The following is a 15956-nucleotide window of genomic DNA, read 5'->3' as shown; positions in this document are numbered from 1 at the left end:
ATGCACGAGAACCGGCCGTGAGACTTTTGTCTTGCGGGCCGAAGACACAACTGAACTTCAGATGAAACACAACGTCGGCAGCCTCGACCGGTCGGTTCGCCTCGCACTCGGAGCACTGCTCGTCCTCGTCGGTCTCGGCGCGTTCGCCGGCGCGGTTCCGCTCGGTACGATTCCGGCGGCGGTCGGCCTCCTCTTCGGTGTCGTCTTCCTCGTGACGGGGTATCGGCAGTCGTGTCTGCTCTATCTCCCGTTCGGCATCGATACGTCCGATAGGCGGTAGTCGTTCGACGTACCGACACCCGAACACCGTCGGCCTCGCAGTCTCTTTTTCGCATTACGTCGACACCCCACTAACTACAAGACATCCCACCGCATTGCGTCGAATATGCACACTGCGGAGACCGTGACGCTCGCTCGTCTTCCCTCTGGCGTCCCGGTGCAGACGACGGTTCACGTCTACGAACCCGACGACGACACGGATGGGCCGACGCTCTACGTACAGGCGGCCCAACACGGCCGTGAAATCAACGGCACCGAGGTCCTTCGCCGACTTCACGGCCGACTCGAACGCGCCGACCTGACGGGCCGTGTCGTCGCCGTCCCCGTCGCCGACCCCCTGACGTTCGACCACGTTTCGTACGTCACCTCGGAACCGATAGACTCGGTCAACTCCAACATGAATCGCGTTTGGCCGGGCGACGCCGAGGGGACGCTCCACGAGCGTATGGCCGCCACACTCTGGGAGTTCGCGAGCGACGCGGACGCCATCGTGGACCTCCACACTGGCAGTCCCGACATGCTCACGCATACGGTCTACCGCCAGCACGACGACGCCTCGCGGCAACTCGCGGAAGCGTTCGGTGTGGACCTGCTTCTCGCAGAGGCCGCAGGCGAAGACGCCGAAGAAGAGTGGACCAAACGCAACTTCGACGGCAAACTCCGCGTCGCCGCGACTGAGGCGAACATCCCCTCTATCACGCCTGAACTCGCCCACAACAAGCAACTCGTCGAACCAGCTATCGTCGCCGGCGTGGACGGCCTCCTCAACGTCTGCCGCCATCTCGGCATCCTGCCCGGCGCTGTCGAGACGTGGGACGGCCAGACGTACCGCAACCACCTCGGCCGCGTCACAGCCAAGACGTCGGGGCTCTTCGTCGCCCGCGAAGACGTCCAACTCGGGCGTGAAGTCCGCCCTGGCGACCATCTCGGGTGGGTCTACGACCCGACAAAATACACCGTTCTTCAGGAAGTCGAAGCAGAACGCGCCGGCGTCGTCTACTCTATCGCCCGCGAGGCAACCGTCACAGCAGGCAAGACGCTCGTCGGCGTGGCGCTTCCACTGGACGACGTAGCAGGCGACGACTTAGCGGCGGACGACGTGTTCGGTGAGACGGGCGACGAACTCGATATCTGAGGTTCCACGTCCCAGATGGAGTGAATTTGAGTTTTGTGAGAATAATCTATATCGCCACACACGTTGTCAAATCAACACGTACCCAAGCTCTGTGGACTGCCAAGTCAACGTGTCGAGTACCCCAACAGCGGTGCACGACGCTCGGCCTGTGGCAGCAGATGGGTCAGTAGGAGAACTCAATGACATCGAAACAGGACGGAGGCGGACGAATTGATTACAAACGACGCGCGTTGCTGAAGGCGCTTCCCATCGCTGGACTCGCGGTGGTCGGAAGTGGGTCCGCTGCTGCTGCACCGGCCTACCCATCGGTCATTCCACTGCCCACTGGATTCCGACCAGAAGGAATCGTCACCGGACTCGGCACCGAGTTTTTCGTCGGGTCGCTCGCCGGCGGGGCCATCTATCGGGGTGACTTGCGAACTGGCGAAGGGGACGTCTTCGTCTCTCCTTCCGAGGGCCGAGTCGCGGTTGGCCTCTCACACGACGCTCGGAGCAACTACCTCTTCGTGGCTGGCGGCCCGACAGGCATGGCGTTCGTGTACGACGCGAACACGGGAGCGATGGTCGCCGACTACGACTTCCAGGACACCGGGACGTTCGTCAACGACGTCGTGGTGACGCGGACGGCGGCGTACTTCACCGACTCGTTCCGACCATCGCTGTACCGGGTTCCGCTGGGTGCAGGCGGTCAGGTCCCCGACCAGAGCGCAGTCGAGGAGATTCCGCTCGGCGGTGACTTCACGTTCACACCTGGCGCGTTCAATGCGAACGGCATCGACGCGCCACCGAATGGTGAGTACCTCGTCGTGGTCAATTCGACTGCCGGACTGCTCTACAACGTGGACCCGGCGACGGGCGATGCGACCGAAATCGACCTCGGCGGCGCGTCGCTGACGGCGGGTGACGGTATCTTGCTGGCGGGCAGGACGCTCTACGTCGTCCGAAACCAATTGAACCTCATCGCGGAGGTGAGACTCGACCCAGACGCGACTGCGGGCGAAGTCGTCGATGTGATAACCGACCCACTGTTCGACGTTCCGACGACGGTTGCAGGGTTCGGAAACTCTCTGTACGCGGTGAACGCCCGGTTCGGTATCGGAGACCCGGCGAACGCAAACTACGACGTCATTCGGGTCTCGAAGTAGTCGAACCGCTACTCAGAACCAGAGAGGAAGAGGAAAAATACAGAGTGAATGTCACTCCGCCTTCTCTGCCCCTCAGAAGCCCCGCAGGTCTTCGAGCACTGCTTCCGCAGCGCCGGAGTCGATAGCCTCACGAGCCATCTCCAGTCCCTCGTCGATGGAGTCGGCGTCTTCGCGGGCGTAGATACGCAGTGCGGCGTTGAGTGCGACGGCGTCGGCGAAGCGGTCCGTGCGCTCGCCCGAGAGGACGGCCTCCGTAATCTCGGCGGAGTCGCCGGCGACGTCGTCTTCGTCGACACCTAAGTCGTCGTACTCGAAGTCCATGCCGTAGTTGGCCGTCTCGATTTCGAAGTCGTCGAAGTCGCCGTCGTCGTCGCCGGCAGTCCATTCTGCGACCTTCGTGTAGCCCGGGCGGATGTCGTCGTAGCCTTCCATCCCCTGGAACATGACGATGCGGTGCAGGTCGTGGTGCTCGCTTTCTTTGAACGTGTCCGTCATCTTCTTCGCGAACGCGAGGTGGTAGAACGACCCGAGGTGGACCGAGGCGTTCGCGGGGTTCGCGATAGTCTCGATGGTGTTGACGAACGTCCGAACGCCCATGTTGTCACGGCGCTCCCAGAGGGCGTGGATGGCGGGGTTGAACTTGGGCTGGTAGTAGAAGCCGAAGCCAGTCTCGTCCACCATGTCGGCGGATTCGGTGGGTTCGAGTTCCGTGCGAACGCCGAGTTCGTCGAGGACGTGTTTGTAGGCGTCCTGTTTCTGTGTCGGGACGCGGTCACCGGAGTGGACGACGACGGGCGTGCCGGCGGCGGCGGCGGTGACGCCCGCAGCGACGCCGAGGATGGCCGTCTTGCCCTTGCCGTCGTAGTTCGCCCCGCAGTCGACTGGGTCGACTTCCGGTTCGGCGTACTCGACGTGTTCGGCCATCACGTCGGCGTAGGCGGCGAGTTCTTCGGCGTTGTTGTGTTTCCAGCGGTTGGCGAGCCAGAACGCCCCGAGCGTCGTGTGGTCTGGCTCGTCGGCGAGGATGCGCCGCATCGCCTCCATCGCCTGGGCACGCGTCATGTCCTCGGCGGACTTCGTCCCCGTGCCGACGACTTCGGTCATCAGACGTTTCAGCGGCCACTCCCCGAACTCACTGTCGGCTGCTGCCATACCCGTGTCTTCGAGTGAGTGTGCAAAAAACGTCCTGTTCGGTCCCGGAGAACGACCGATGCCACGCGGTCCGAAAGCGATAGGCCCTCCGACTCCTAAGCCCGGACAATGACCACGCTGTCGGACGACTGGCGGGACGGCCTCGACGACATCGACGCCACGCTCATCGACGAGTATCAGAGTGGCTTCCCCGTCGATGCTCGCCCGTTCCGTATCGTCGGCGAGCGACTGGGTATCGACGAAGACGAGGCGCTCGAACGTGTCCGCCGACTCCGCGAGAAGGGAATCTTCCGCCGGTTCGGTGCCGTCCTCAACCCGCCCGTCATCGGCAGTTCGACGCTCGCGGCCGTCTCCGCACCCGACGACCGATTCGAGGAGATTGCGGAGATAATCAACGGCTACCAGCAGGTGAACCACAACTACCGCCGCGAACACGAGTGGAACATGTGGTTCGTCGTCACCGCCGGCTCCCGCGAGACGCGTGACCGCATCCTCTCCGAAATCGAGGAGCGAACTGGGTGTGCGGTGCTGAACCTTCCGATGCTCACGGACTACTACATCGACTTAGAGTTCCCCGTGATGAACGACGACCGATTCGCCCGCGAAAGTCTCGAAGAGACCGAAGTGAGCGCCACGCGCATCTCCGAGAACGCGACGGGTGACCTCTCGCCACTCGACGCCCGACTCCTCGTGGAGATTCAAGACGGCTTTCCGCTGTCGAAGACCCCCTACGCGGACGTTGCCGCTGCCATCGACGCCGACACCGACGACGTTCTCGAGGCTATCGAACGCCTCCTCGACGACGGATGTATCAAACGCATCGGCTGTGTCGTCAACCACGTCGTCACCGGCTTTCGGAACAACTGCATGGTCGTCTGGGACGTCCCCGACGACGAACTCGACACCCGTGGCGAAGTCGTCGGCAGTCTCCCCTACGTCACGCTCTGTTACAACCGCCCCCGGCGACCCGAACAGGACTGGCCGTACAACCTGTTTACCATGATTCACGGCCGCGACGCCGACGCCGTCGACGCCAAGATAGACGAACTCGCCGCCGAATACCTCCCGTTCGACCACGAGCGACTCTACTCGACGGCGACGCTGAAACAGACCGGCGCACAGTACGAGCGGTTACTCGAGGACTGACCGCACCACGCTCACTGTTGACTGTTCTTGTCCGCCCACGGACGCAGTATCGCCGTCACTGCTCTGTTCATCGGTACGTCCACGTCAGTCGCCGCCGCGTGACGAACCACTGCGCCGTTGAGCGCGTCGAGTTCCATCGCCTTGCCGTGGGTCAGGTCGTAGTGGAGCGACGAGTACATCTCCGGGTCGAGGTCAGACGCGAAGTCGAGCCATTTGGAGACGGTTCCCTCGGGGACGTCGACACCCTCTGCCTGTGCGACGGCGACCACTTCTCGCATGATAGCTTCGAACATCTCCCACGAGGCGTCGCTCGCTCGAACGTCACCTATCGGGAGACGGGTCGTCGCCGTCATCCCCGCCTGTGCACAGATGAACGTGAACTTCCGCCAGAGTTCGACGGCGATGTCGTCTGCGAGGACTGCGTCGACGCCGTCGCTCTCGGACATCGCTTCGTGGAGCGCCTCGATTCGGGGCGTTCGTTCCCCGTCGAGTTCGCCGTAGACGAACCGTGCGGGGCCACCGGTGTGTTCGACGACGCCCGGTTCTTTGATGGTCGAAAAGATGTAGGCCACGCCGCCGACGACGTGGGCCTCCCCGACTTCGTCGGCGACCCAACGCTCGCTATCGACGCCGTTCTGGAACGACACGACGGCAGTATCCTCGCCGAGAAGTGGGTGGAGGTCCGCTGCAGCGTCTTCGACGTCGTGTGCCTTCGTACAGAGGAGGACGTAGTCGCAGGTACCGATTTTGCTCGGGTCGTCCGTCGCAGGCAGGTCGACGCTCGTGTCGCCAGCGACGCTTTCGAGGCGTAAGCCGTCAGACTGGAGTGCGGCGAGATGGTCGCCGCGTGCGACGAGATGCACGTCGTGTCCTGCGTCCGCGAGTCTGGCACCGAGATAGCCGCCGACGCCACCCGCACCGAAGATTGCGAATTTCATACGTTGGGTACCGACGGTTCGCTCAAAGAGATTTGGAACCCGGAATCAGCCGATAGCGTTCCGGTCGTTCTCCTCGGGAGAGAATCGTTGGCCCAGATTATCCCCTCTTGACACGAACAGCTGTTGACTACCAATGACGTCTCTTCGTTCCCGCATCGCCGCCCATCCCGTCGTATCGTTTTTCGTCCTCACGTACGCGATTACGTGGACGATAGACGCGCCCATCCTCCTGTTCGACATGCCGGCCTCGTGGGCGGTGTGGGGACTGTTCACCCTCGGTGCACTCGGTCCGTTCCTCGCCGCGGCTATCGTCCTGTGGGCGAGCGGTGAGTCGATTCGCGAGTGGTTCAAACCGCGCCTCCGCTGGCGCCTCTCTCCCCGCTGGTACGTCGCTGTCGTCGCCATCCCAATCCTCTTTCTCGCCCTGGGAACCGCGATGTACGGTGCCCTCGGCTACCCGTACGACCTCGGTGTCCTCGATCTAGGTGCCGTCTTCTACCTCACGCTGCCCCTCTTCATCCTCTTCGAAGCGGTCATCGGTGGCGGGAAAGAGGAACTCGGCTGGCGTGGGTTCGCCCTCCCGAAAATGCAGGCACGATACGGGGCGACCATCTCTGGGCTCGTCATCGGTATCGCGTGGGCGTTCTGGCACCTCCCACAGTTCTTCACCACGTCGTCACCGCACGGGACGTGGCCGCTCGGACAGCAGGTGCTCTGGGGCGTCAGCGTCGTCGGATTCTCTATCGTTTTGACGTGGCTCTACAACGAGACGGGCAGCGTCTGGCTAGCGATGCTCGGTCACGGTGCGATTAACATCTTGAGCGGCCTCGTCCCCATCGACGCGACAGTCGTCGGGACGCCCATCTACGAGGAGGTTCGTATCGCCGCAATCGCCACGTTCGCAGCGGCCGTGTGGGTCGTTGCTCTCGTGCTCATCGTCACTCGTGGTCGAGACAATCTGTCGCGCCACCCCGCATCGACGAGTGGATTACCCGACGCGGCACCCCCCGTGGGGACCCCTCCGCAGGCGAACGACTAAGCAGAAGCAGAAAAACGATGTTGGCGTCGTTACCGTGGTGACAGACGGGCCAGCAACTGCGCACCGCGAACTGCGCCCTCTTTGGCGAGATAACCGCTCTTGAGCGCGCCGATTTTCGCGAGATACGCCGATTTGAACGCGCCTTTCTTCGCCAGCACACCGCTCGTCAGCGCGCCGCGCTTGGCGTAGTACGCAGACTTCCGCCCCGCCGCACCGACGTAGTGTTTCGTACTCGTGGGAATCGGCGTCCGGCGGCCCTGTACCTGCGTCGACCCGTTCCGAATCGCGTCGAGGATATCGTCGCCGGAAAGCGACGCCCGCGTCACGTCGGGAATCTCCATCTCGGTGTAGGCACGTCCGACGTATCCGACTTTGTGGGCGTCACTGCCGGCGACGCCGGGATACATTCGGTTCGTCGCGAACCGACGGGCACGGCGGTTCTTGTATCCAGTAAAGAGCCACGAGTTGTACGTCTCGATGGCGTCGAAGGCATCGCCGCCGTTCGCGTCGTGATACCGGGCGAGACGGCGTTTACGGATGCCGTGACGACTTCGCTGGAACGGGTGTGGGACGATGGCGACGCCGCCTCGTTCACGGACCCACTGGGCCGTCTCGTCGAGTGGTTGACGTCGCGGTGGGAGTTCTTCCACGCCGAGTGCGAGGAGGTGGCCGTCGGCCGTCGAGACTTCCACGCCGGGGATTCCGACGAGGCCGTACATCGGCGCGAGTTGCGCCGCTCGGATGGACTCGTGGATGACGTCGTGGTCGGTGATGACGACGGCGTCGAGTCCGATTTCGGCGGCCTGCTCTAAGATGAGCTCGACAGGGTCGTCGGCGTCGTACGAACCCTCCGAGTGGACGTGCGGGTCGATGCGAACGGTCAACGAAGACACACACTGTGGTAATACGTCGGTGAGGAAAAACCCATGCCCGGTGAGTGTTCGCCCGTGTCACGCCCACCGCTCTGTTCGAACAGAACCCTACACTGCACTCAGACGCCTTTTGATGCCAGAATTCGAGGGTTTCGGCTTTTTCTACGTACCTTACACAAATTCGTTTCAGCGAACCGTTAAGAATTCGTGTGGCGTGTGTTCTCGTATGGCATCACCAGACAGTTTCGTCCCCGTCGCCGAACTCGCAGACGTTCGTGAGTCGGGTCGCGAACTCGTCTCCGCCGATGGCCGAGCAATCGCCCTCTTCGCCCACGAAGGCGAGGTACGGGCGGTAGATAATGCGTGCCCGCACATGGGGTTCCCGCTCGTCGAGGGAACCGTCGACGAGGGTGTCCTCACCTGTCACTGGCACCACGCGCGCTTCGAACTCTCCTGTGGCGACACGTTCGACCCGTGGGCCGACGACGTCCTCACCTATCCGGTCGATGTCCGCGACGGCACCGTCTACGTGGACCCCCATCCCGAACCCGACGACCCGCCGGAGGTCCACTGGTCCGACAGACTCGAAGACGGCCTCGAACAGAACCTCCGTCTGGTCGTCGCGAAGTCCGTCATCGGCCTCGCCGACGCCGGCGTCGACGCGACGAAACCACTGGAGACTGGGATTCGATTCGGCTGTCGGTACCGACGGCAGGGATGGGGCCCCGGACTCACTATCCTGACGGCGATGGCGAACGTCCTCACTGACCTCGACCCGGTGGACCGAAAGCGCGCACTCTACCACGGCCTGCTGCAAGTCGGCGGCGACGTGTCGAACGAACCACCGCAGTTCGAACAGGACGCACTCGGCGCGACGGCGACGGACTTCGACCGCCTGCTGTCCTGGTTCCGTGAGAACGTCGAAGTGCGCGACCCGAACGGTGCAGAGCGCGTCCTCAGGACCGCAATCGACGCCGGCTACGAAGACGACGAACTCGCCCAACTCCTCGCCACGGCGGCGACCGACCACCGCTACATCCAGACGGGGCACGTCCTCGACTTCGTCAACAAGGCGTGTGAGGCACTCGACCACATCGGGTGGGACCACGCCGACGTGGTGCTCCCGAGTCTCGTCCGTGGACTCACCTCCGCAGACCGGGCCGAAGAGTCCGCCGAGTGGCGGCGGCCAATCGACCTTGCCGGCCTCCTCGACGACACGTTCGACGAACTGCACCGGTTCGTGGAGTTCGGGGCTAGAAAGACGTGGTCGCGTCCCGACGGAATGCTGGACTCGCTCCTCGGTGACGACCCGGACGCCATCGTAGATACGCTCGTCGAGGCGATTCGCGACGGCGCGACGCCCGAGCAACTCGCGGACGTCGTCGCGTTCGCTGCCGGAACGCGAGTCGCCCAGTTCGCGACGAGCAACGAGTTCAGCGACTGGAACACGGTGCATCACACGTTCACCTACGCCAACGCCGTGCACCAACTGACCAAGCGAACGGACGCCGTGGAACTCTACCGCGGCGTGTTCGACGCCGCCATCAACGTCTACCTCGACCGGTTCCTCAACACGCCGCCAGCACCGCTCCCAGACGTGAATCCCGATGCCGACCCAGACGATGCTCTCGATACGCTCTCGGCGGCGTTCGACACCGAAGGCCACGTCGCCGACGCCGGCCGTGCGGCAGCGCACTTCCTCGATGCCGGCGGCGACACGGCGACACTCAGACGCGAACTCGGCGCTGCACTGCTCTCGGAGGACGCCGGATTCCACACGTACCAGGCCCTCGAAGCCGGATTCACGCAAGCGGCGTCCCGGCCGCCAGAAGAAGCGCGGACGCTCCTGGTCGGTGTCGCTCGCTATCTCGCCGCCCATTCGCCGACGCGACGCGAACGAGAACAGACGTTCACTATCGCGGCGCGTCTCCAGCGCGGCGAGTCGGTCCACGAGACAGTCGACTCGGAATAGCGTCGCCCCGTCTCGGTCGGGCGCTCACCTGTCCGCGATTCGTTCGCCCGCTTCGATACCGCTCCAGAGCGCCGCGTGGACACGGCCTTCACCGGTCGTCCAGTCACCGGCGAAGTAGAGGCCGTCTGCCTCGCCACACCGAATGACGTCTCGGTTGGCGACGCCGTTCGGGAGGGCGTATCGCCACCCCTGGTCGTCGACCCAGTCTGGGTCGCGCAGTCTGTCGTCGTCCAGCAGGTCGGCGACCATGTCGGCTACCTCCGCTGCCGCGTCGTCGAGTGGGTCGTCGTAGTGTTCGGTGGACCACTCGGGACTCGGTTGGACGACGAGGAGACTCTCGCCGTCGGGGACGTGCCCGTCTTTGCACTCCTCGCGTGCGACCCACCCGAGTGGGTGGTTCTTGTCCGTGTTGACGAGCGCGTACCACGGTTTCTCCACTTCGAAGGGGTAGTGGAGTATCACCGACCGAATCGTCCGGTACTGGACGCTCCCGATTGCCTCGCGGAGGCCGACCATACACTGGTCGCCCCACCCCATCTCGGTGAGGAGCGCCGCCGTCTGCGGGGCGGGTGGTGTCAACAACACCACGTCGTACGGCCCGTGTCGCGTGCCCTCGTCGTCGACGACGGACCAGTAGTTCGTATCCGGGTTGTGGTCGATAGCCGAGACGCGCGTCTCGTGTTCGACTGTCGCGTCGGTCCGGGCGAGCAGTCGTTTCGCCAGTTGCGTGATGCCGTCCGTCCACGTCCACTTGTGCTGGTCGCGTGCGTCGCCCCGGGAGACGACTCCGTCGCTGTCGAACGTCCACACCGGGAGTTCGATATCGACCAGTCCGTCGTCACCGAGACGCCGAATCAACTGCTCGGTTCGGTGGTCGTACTCTTTCACGTAGTTCGCGCCGTGGTCGTACCGGCAGTCGTGCTTCCGACGCGTCGCCGCGCGCCCGCACACACCACGACTCTTCTCCAGAATCGTCACGTTCGCTCTCGCGTCGCGGAGCGCGTACGCCGCGCCTGTCCCTGCGGCCCCTGCCCCAACGATACACACGTCGCGCGTCATCTCGACACCTCGCGTGTGGCTCCTGCCTGCATCGTGTGAACCAGTGGGTTGGAGGCGCTAAAAGACTCGCACAGCGGCGGGATTGGGGGGACAGACGAAACTGATTCACGTCTCGCACTCACAACTCCCGGTATGTACGATTCGGTCATCTTCGACCACGACGGCGTGTTGACCACGCTCGTCGACATCTCGCTCCTCCACGACGCGACGCGGACCGCGTTCGAAGAACTCGGTGTGTCCGACCCCACCTCTGACCACGTCGAAACGATGGCGATTCACGTTAGCCCCGACGACGTCCACACCGTCGCGGGCGCCTACGACCTCGACCCCGAGACGCTGTTTCGAACCCGCGACGAAATCGCCTCGTCGTACCAAATCGACGCCATCACTGCCGGACGGAAGGCCCCCTACGACGACTTCGACGCGATTCGACGCATCGACGCGCCCATGGGTATCGTCTCGAGTAACCAGCAAGCGACGATAGATTTCGTCCTCGACCACCTGAACGTCGGTGACCTGTTCGGGACGGCCTACGGCCGCGAACCGTCGATGACCAGCCTCCACCGAAAGAAACCCGAACCGTACTATCTCGAACAGGCCATGTCTGACCTCGGCGTCGAGTCGCCACTCTTCGTCGGCGACAGTGACAGCGATATCGCCGCCGCGGAGGCGGCAGGGGTGGACTCGGCGTTCATCCGCCGTGACCACCGTGCCGACCACACGCCGTCACCCGACCCGACCCACGAGGTAGCGGGCCTCAACGACCTGTTGGCACTCGACGGCGTCCCGGTCACCGGCGACGCCACTATCGTCGACGACGAGGAGGCACGATGACCCGCGTTCCCCGCCTCGGACTCGGGACCATGGGTCTCGACACCGCCGACGACGCGACGGCCGTCACCACGGCACTGGAGATGGGATACCGACACGTCGATACAGCCCAGATTTACGACAACGAGTCCGTCGTCGGTGACGCCATCGCCGCCGCCGACACGCCACGCGAAGACGTCTATCTCGCGACGAAAATCTGGGCGGACAGTCTCGCGTACGACGACGTCCTCCGGACGGCCCGCGAGAGTCTGGACCGACTCGGAACCGACTTCGTCGACCTGTTGTACGTCCACCGACCGATAGACGCTTACGACCCGCCAGAGACGCTCGCCGCGTTCGACGAACTCGTGGACGATGGCCTCGTCGGCGGTGTCGGCGTGAGCAACTTCACCGTCGACGAACTGGACGAAGCACTCGACGTGCTCGACACACCGCTCGTCGCCCACCAGACGGAGTACCACCCACTGTTCCAGCGCCCGGAACTCCTCGAACACGCCGCAGAACACGACTACAACGTAGTCGCGTACTCACCGCTTTCGGGTGGGCGCGTCCACGACGTCGACGAAGTCGTCTCGGTGGCCGAGAAACACGACGTCTCTCCCGAGTCAGTGAGTCTGGCGTGGTTGGCCGCGAAGGGCGTGAGCATCATTCCGAAGGCGTCGAGTCGGCGGCACCTCCGGAGCAATCTCGAAGCCATCGATATCGAACTCGACGAGGAAGACGTCGCCGCAATCGACGCCGTGGACCGAGAAGTCGAGCTCTACCCCGAGTGAAAAAATCGACGGACTGCGGTGGTGAGATATCACGCTTGATACTCGCCCCGGAACGATTATAATAGGACGCTCGGAGGTTCCGTCCATGCGGATTCCGAGTGGGGTAAGCGGGTTCGACGAACTCATCCAAGGTGGCTTCCTTCCACGGCGACTGTACGTGCTGAGTGGGCCTCCTGGAAGTGGCAAGACGACGTTCACGGCACAGTTTATGGCAGAAGGGCTCCGAAACGGTGAGCAGTGCATGTACATCACCATGCACGAAACCGAAGACGAACTCGTCAACGACATGTCGAGTTTCGACTTCGGGTTCGAGACGCTCACGAACTCGGATGGCTTCCGATACATCAACCTCGTGAGTCCGAAAGGGAAACACCTCCTGAATCAGTTCTCACAGAACGGGAGTACGTCGAACGTCCAGAGTCTCACCGACAAAATCGTCGCCTTCGTCAACTCTCGACAGGTCGACCGGTTGGTCATCGACTCGACGATGCTCCTGCGTCTGTTCTTCGCCAACGGGTCCGAAGAGATGACGCGGTTCCTCACGGCACTCAAACAGGGCGACGCGACGACGCTCCTCATCTCCGAGATGACCGACCCGTCGTCGTACTCGGACGAGCACTTCCTCGCCCACGGCGTCGTCTTCTTCCACAACTACCTCGAAGCGACGGGGATGACGAGGGGGATTCAGGTCATCAAGATGCGTGGGACGAACATCGACTGCGACATTCGGTCGCTCACCTTCACCGACGACGGGTTAGTCGTAGACCCCCGGTCGAAGGTCGACCTCTGAGGTTCACGATGTACGAACGGGCTTTCGGAACGGACTGGCAAACGATTTCGGACGAGGAGGCGATTCGCCGGATGTACGCACTCGGCGTCTCGACGGCCCTCGGTGCGCCGAACCGAAGCGAATTCGAGCGGATTCGCCGGCATGCGAGTACTGCGTACGGGCGAAGTGTCCTCCAACTCTCCTTCGAAGAGGGGAAACAGCGCGTCGCACGAAACAGAGGCGAGTACAACTCGAAACAGGACCTCTGGGAGGCGCTGGTCGACGAGGAGACGACGCCATCGACGACTGGCCGTGCGGACGTGGAGATGCGCAAACCGACGGACAATCAGGGCGTCCCCGAAGCGGTCGGCCGAACCGACGCTCTCGACATCGACCGCGACGATTTCGCCAGATTTCGGTTGCCAAAGTTCCTGCGACGCGAGTAGGCGACGCGCCTTTCTCTCTGCGGGCCTCTCTGTTGTGTATGAGCGATGCTGAATTCACACTCTCCGAGAGCGAGTGGCGAGAACGACTCTCTGACGACGCCTATCGCGTCCTCCGGGAGCAAGGAACCGAACCACGGTTCTCCGGTGAGCACGTCGACCGTGACGACGACGGCGTCTATCGCTGTGTCGGCTGCGGGACCGAACTGTTCACCTCCGGGACGAAGTACGAGTCACACTGTGGCTGGCCGAGTTTCTACGCGGCCGAGGAGTCGAACGTCGAACTCCGCCGCGACCTGAGTCACGGCATGGACCGGACCGAAGTCGTCTGTGCGACCTGTGGCGGCCACCTCGGACACGTCTTCGACGACGGTCCGCAACCGACGGGGAAACGCTACTGTATCAACTCCGTCGCGCTCGACTTCGACCCGGAGACGGACGGCGAGCGTGACGACTGAGCGCGCGTCCAGACACATCAAATTCAGCACGTTAGGACGGTCATAACCGCCGAACAGTCACGGTAGCCTACTAGTATCAAATACCAGTGGTGGCGTACGAACTGTATGTCTCGCGGGTACTCTTCGACACCACACGCCTCTCGCCGTCGCTCGGGGGCCACTCCGTACGCACTCGTCGTCGTCGGTCTGCTCACGTTCTGCGCGGCGGTTCTCACTCCAGTTGCCGACCTCTCGGCCGGACTCTCCCTCGTCGACGTCGCGACGAGTGGCGCGTCGCCGGCGCTCGACGGACGACTGTTGGTCGTGAGCGGTGGTCTCGCACTCGTCAGCGTGGCGGCGACGCTGTTCGGCGTGCTGTTACTACTAGTCCGCCTCAACTGAGAGCGCCCGAAGACAGAGATACCGTGTCGCAGGTCAGTGTGGCCGAGAGTGACGTTCGTTCGAACTCAGTGTGCCTTGATAGGGGTCGCCAGCACCGGAATATCCGACTCGATGACGACAGACCGTGAGACGCTCCCGAGGATGTTGTCTTCGAATCGAGCGTGCGTCCCCATCGCGATGAGGTCCGCGTCGATTTCGTGGGCGTAGTCGAGAATCTCGTCCGCGGGGTCACCGTGTCGGAGCGTGACGTTCGCCTCGACACCGTACTCTTCCATCGTCGCTCGTGCCGTTTCGAGGGCGTCCGAACCCTTCGCTTCGAGTTCCTCGCACACTTCGTCTTGTCGCTCCTGAGCGAGCGTCAGGAAGGCGCGTTTGTCGACGACGTACAGGAGATACACCGACGCTTCACGGGTTGCAGCGAACTCCGCGGCATCTTCCACGATTGGCGTCATCGAATCGCTCCCGTCGATAGGTACGAGGATGGTATCGTACATCAAGTGGAGATTAGACTGCAACTGTATCAACCCTCTTAGTTAGTTCCCGGAGCGTGGGAACTATTAGCCGTTCGACAACCGACGGGAGTATCCGCTGTACCCTCCGTCTCTGCCAGTTTCCACGACACTGTGGTCGGGACGAGACGTCCTATACGTCGTCTGTTACGTCTGATTCGACGGCCGTTTTGGCCCGTCGTCTCCACTCGCTCGCCCGGCGCTCTGAGACGTCGACTGCGGCGGTGATTTCGGCGTCGCTCGCTTCACTGAGTGCGGCCACCGTGTCGATACCGCTCGCTCGGAGTCGAGTCGCGTACGCCTCGCCGATTCCACGGATGTTTCGTACGTCCTCGGGTGAGCGCACTTCGTCTTCGGCCACCGTCCCCCGAGCGACGACGTCTGCGAGTTGTTCGGTCATCGCGTCGACTCGGCCGTCGAGTCCGTCGACTCGCGATTCGAGTTGCTCGACGCGTTCGACGACATCTTCGTGTGTGTGTTCGCCGACGACGTCGTCCGATGCGACGCTGGTCACGCCCTCTGCTGTCGGTTCGACACCTGCGGAGACGACGCGTTCGGACACTTCGTCGTCTTCGTCGCTCACCGTACCCACCGCTTCGTCGGCCACTTCGTCGTCTTCGTCGTCGGCGTGCGAATATTCGTCGCTGTCGTCAGCGTCCTCGTGTTCTCCTTCGTCTTCGTGTTCGTCGTCACTGTCAGCGTCGGTTCGTTCGTCTTCGTGTTCGTCGTCACTGTCAGCGTCGGTTCGTTCGTCTTCGTCGTCTTCCTCAGACCCGTCGCCGTCGTCTTCATGTCCGTCGTCGCCGCCGCCGTCCAACTCGTCGTTTTCCTCACTCTCCTCACTCTCGCTGTCGTCGCTCCCCTCGCCGTTTCCACCCGGTTCGACGCCGTCGGGCAGGATGTAGGCGAGTGACGCCTCCGGGACGTAGCCGATGACGTGTTTTCGCTTCGGGTCGTCCGTCAGCACGACACCGCCCGAGTCGAGTGCCTTGTAGCCACCACACGTAAACGTCGTTCCGTCCGTGAGAACCACCTTCATGGACTAACGTAGGGCA

At 63.1% G+C, this 15956-nt stretch carries 18 protein-coding genes; 12 read left to right on the top strand and 6 right to left on the bottom strand.

The genetic code is table 11. The features are described 5' to 3' along the window. The first annotated feature begins 61 nt into the window (after positions 1-61). From ACK3R5_RS12450 to ACK3R5_RS12440, 3 genes are all read left to right on the top strand, one after another. Positions 62-280: a DUF2892 domain-containing protein gene (locus tag ACK3R5_RS12450; protein WP_411967166.1), complete on the top strand. Its 219-nt coding sequence runs from the start codon at positions 62-64 to the stop codon at positions 278-280. Positions 281-385: 105 nt separating this feature from the next. Further along, on the top strand, positions 386-1414 hold the full coding sequence (locus ACK3R5_RS12445; RefSeq protein WP_411967165.1) for a succinylglutamate desuccinylase/aspartoacylase family protein: 1029 nt from the start codon (positions 386-388) through the stop codon (positions 1412-1414). A 179-nt stretch (positions 1415-1593) separates the two neighbouring features. After that, positions 1594-2559 carry a hypothetical protein gene (locus ACK3R5_RS12440; protein WP_411967164.1) on the top strand — a complete coding sequence of 322 codons (966 nt, stop codon included), beginning with the start codon at positions 1594-1596 and terminating at the stop codon, positions 2557-2559. A gap of 72 nt (positions 2560-2631) precedes the next feature. Here the strand turns inward: ACK3R5_RS12440 and ACK3R5_RS12435 are convergent, their stop codons facing one another. Continuing rightward, positions 2632-3711, bottom strand: a complete 1080-nt coding sequence (locus ACK3R5_RS12435; protein ID WP_411967163.1) for an anthranilate phosphoribosyltransferase — start codon at positions 3709-3711, stop codon at positions 2632-2634. A gap of 108 nt (positions 3712-3819) precedes the next feature. On the opposite strand from ACK3R5_RS12435, the gene ACK3R5_RS12430 reads away from it, so the two are divergent. Next, positions 3820-4857: an Lrp/AsnC family transcriptional regulator gene (locus ACK3R5_RS12430; protein ID WP_411967162.1), complete on the top strand. Its 1038-nt coding sequence runs from the start codon at positions 3820-3822 to the stop codon at positions 4855-4857. A gap of 11 nt (positions 4858-4868) precedes the next feature. Here the strand turns inward: ACK3R5_RS12430 and ACK3R5_RS12425 are convergent, their stop codons facing one another. Next, positions 4869-5795 (bottom strand): 2-dehydropantoate 2-reductase, encoded by a 927-nt coding sequence (locus ACK3R5_RS12425; protein WP_411967161.1) that lies wholly within the window; start codon positions 5793-5795, stop codon positions 4869-4871. 133 nt (positions 5796-5928) lie between these two features. Between ACK3R5_RS12425 and ACK3R5_RS12420 the strand changes: the two genes are divergently transcribed. Continuing rightward, on the top strand, positions 5929-6834 hold the full coding sequence (locus ACK3R5_RS12420) for a lysostaphin resistance A-like protein (protein ID WP_411967160.1): 906 nt from the start codon (positions 5929-5931) through the stop codon (positions 6832-6834). Between the two features lie 29 nt (positions 6835-6863). On the opposite strand, the gene ACK3R5_RS12415 is transcribed toward ACK3R5_RS12420, so the two are convergent. Beyond that, positions 6864-7727, bottom strand: coding sequence for a CehA/McbA family metallohydrolase (locus ACK3R5_RS12415; protein ID WP_411967159.1), 864 nt, complete (start codon positions 7725-7727; stop codon positions 6864-6866). A 205-nt stretch (positions 7728-7932) separates the two neighbouring features. Between ACK3R5_RS12415 and ACK3R5_RS12410 the strand changes: the two genes are divergently transcribed. After that, positions 7933-9678, top strand: a complete 1746-nt coding sequence (locus ACK3R5_RS12410; RefSeq protein WP_411967158.1) for a Rieske (2Fe-2S) protein — start codon at positions 7933-7935, stop codon at positions 9676-9678. A 24-nt stretch (positions 9679-9702) separates the two neighbouring features. Here the strand turns inward: ACK3R5_RS12410 and ACK3R5_RS12405 are convergent, their stop codons facing one another. After that, the gene (locus tag ACK3R5_RS12405; protein WP_411967157.1) at positions 9703-10737 is read right to left on the bottom strand and encodes an NAD(P)/FAD-dependent oxidoreductase; all 1035 of its coding nucleotides are present in this window, start codon (positions 10735-10737) and stop codon (positions 9703-9705) included. Between the two features lie 132 nt (positions 10738-10869). On the opposite strand from ACK3R5_RS12405, the gene ACK3R5_RS12400 reads away from it, so the two are divergent. The 6 genes from ACK3R5_RS12400 (at position 10870) to ACK3R5_RS12375 (ending at position 14392) form a co-directional block, all read left to right on the top strand. Further along, positions 10870-11571, top strand: coding sequence for an HAD family hydrolase (locus ACK3R5_RS12400; RefSeq protein ID WP_411967156.1), 702 nt, complete (start codon positions 10870-10872; stop codon positions 11569-11571). Continuing rightward, positions 11568-12341, top strand: a complete 774-nt coding sequence (locus ACK3R5_RS12395) for an aldo/keto reductase (RefSeq protein WP_411967155.1) — start codon at positions 11568-11570, stop codon at positions 12339-12341. Before ACK3R5_RS12400 ends, ACK3R5_RS12395 begins: the two co-directional genes overlap by 4 nt. A gap of 85 nt (positions 12342-12426) precedes the next feature. Continuing rightward, the gene (locus tag ACK3R5_RS12390) at positions 12427-13131 is read left to right on the top strand and encodes an RAD55 family ATPase (protein ID WP_411964365.1); all 705 of its coding nucleotides are present in this window, start codon (positions 12427-12429) and stop codon (positions 13129-13131) included. 8 nt (positions 13132-13139) lie between these two features. Continuing rightward, a complete protein-coding gene (locus ACK3R5_RS12385) occupies positions 13140-13556 on the top strand; it encodes a hypothetical protein (protein ID WP_411967154.1) in 417 nt (138 codons plus the stop codon). A gap of 38 nt (positions 13557-13594) precedes the next feature. After that, on the top strand, positions 13595-14011 hold the full coding sequence (gene msrB, locus ACK3R5_RS12380; RefSeq protein ID WP_411964363.1) for a peptide-methionine (R)-S-oxide reductase MsrB: 417 nt from the start codon (positions 13595-13597) through the stop codon (positions 14009-14011). Between the two features lie 105 nt (positions 14012-14116). Further along, on the top strand, positions 14117-14392 hold the full coding sequence (locus ACK3R5_RS12375; protein WP_411964362.1) for a hypothetical protein: 276 nt from the start codon (positions 14117-14119) through the stop codon (positions 14390-14392). A 65-nt stretch (positions 14393-14457) separates the two neighbouring features. Here the strand turns inward: ACK3R5_RS12375 and ACK3R5_RS12370 are convergent, their stop codons facing one another. Both ACK3R5_RS12370 and ACK3R5_RS12365 read right to left on the bottom strand, forming a co-directional pair. Then, positions 14458-14886, bottom strand: a complete 429-nt coding sequence (locus ACK3R5_RS12370) for a universal stress protein (RefSeq protein WP_411964361.1) — start codon at positions 14884-14886, stop codon at positions 14458-14460. A 148-nt stretch (positions 14887-15034) separates the two neighbouring features. Then, positions 15035-15940: a helix-hairpin-helix domain-containing protein gene (locus tag ACK3R5_RS12365; protein ID WP_411967153.1), complete on the bottom strand. Its 906-nt coding sequence runs from the start codon at positions 15938-15940 to the stop codon at positions 15035-15037. Positions 15941-15956: the final 16 nt, after the last annotated feature.

The organism is Haloferax sp. YSSS75, assembly GCF_046764215.1.
Classification (GTDB): domain Archaea; phylum Halobacteriota; class Halobacteria; order Halobacteriales; family Haloferacaceae; genus Haloferax.
Note: the sequence above shows the minus strand (reverse complement) of the source record. Positions and strands in the feature narration are given on the sequence as shown.

Excerpts from the sequence above, each read along its gene's own strand:
- ACK3R5_RS12450 (WP_411967166.1), top strand. The coding sequence starts at position 62 with ATGAAACACAACGTCGGCAGCCTCGACCGGTCGGTTCGCCTCGCACTC.
- ACK3R5_RS12445 (WP_411967165.1), top strand. The coding sequence starts at position 386 with ATGCACACTGCGGAGACCGTGACGCTCGCTCGTCTTCCCTCTGGCGTC.
- ACK3R5_RS12440 (WP_411967164.1), top strand. The coding sequence starts at position 1,594 with ATGACATCGAAACAGGACGGAGGCGGACGAATTGATTACAAACGACGC.
- ACK3R5_RS12435 (WP_411967163.1), bottom strand. The coding sequence starts at position 3,711 with ATGGCAGCAGCCGACAGTGAGTTCGGGGAGTGGCCGCTGAAACGTCTG.
- ACK3R5_RS12430 (WP_411967162.1), top strand. The coding sequence starts at position 3,820 with ATGACCACGCTGTCGGACGACTGGCGGGACGGCCTCGACGACATCGAC.
- ACK3R5_RS12425 (WP_411967161.1), bottom strand. The coding sequence starts at position 5,795 with ATGAAATTCGCAATCTTCGGTGCGGGTGGCGTCGGCGGCTATCTCGGT.
- ACK3R5_RS12420 (WP_411967160.1), top strand. The coding sequence starts at position 5,929 with ATGACGTCTCTTCGTTCCCGCATCGCCGCCCATCCCGTCGTATCGTTT.
- ACK3R5_RS12410 (WP_411967158.1), top strand. The coding sequence starts at position 7,933 with ATGGCATCACCAGACAGTTTCGTCCCCGTCGCCGAACTCGCAGACGTT.
- ACK3R5_RS12405 (WP_411967157.1), bottom strand. The coding sequence starts at position 10,737 with ATGACGCGCGACGTGTGTATCGTTGGGGCAGGGGCCGCAGGGACAGGC.
- ACK3R5_RS12400 (WP_411967156.1), top strand. The coding sequence starts at position 10,870 with ATGTACGATTCGGTCATCTTCGACCACGACGGCGTGTTGACCACGCTC.
- ACK3R5_RS12395 (WP_411967155.1), top strand. The coding sequence starts at position 11,568 with ATGACCCGCGTTCCCCGCCTCGGACTCGGGACCATGGGTCTCGACACC.
- ACK3R5_RS12390 (WP_411964365.1), top strand. The coding sequence starts at position 12,427 with ATGCGGATTCCGAGTGGGGTAAGCGGGTTCGACGAACTCATCCAAGGT.
- ACK3R5_RS12385 (WP_411967154.1), top strand. The coding sequence starts at position 13,140 with ATGTACGAACGGGCTTTCGGAACGGACTGGCAAACGATTTCGGACGAG.
- msrB (WP_411964363.1), top strand. The coding sequence starts at position 13,595 with ATGAGCGATGCTGAATTCACACTCTCCGAGAGCGAGTGGCGAGAACGA.
- ACK3R5_RS12375 (WP_411964362.1), top strand. The coding sequence starts at position 14,117 with ATGTCTCGCGGGTACTCTTCGACACCACACGCCTCTCGCCGTCGCTCG.
- ACK3R5_RS12370 (WP_411964361.1), bottom strand. The coding sequence starts at position 14,886 with ATGTACGATACCATCCTCGTACCTATCGACGGGAGCGATTCGATGACG.
- ACK3R5_RS12365 (WP_411967153.1), bottom strand. The coding sequence starts at position 15,940 with ATGAAGGTGGTTCTCACGGACGGAACGACGTTTACGTGTGGTGGCTAC.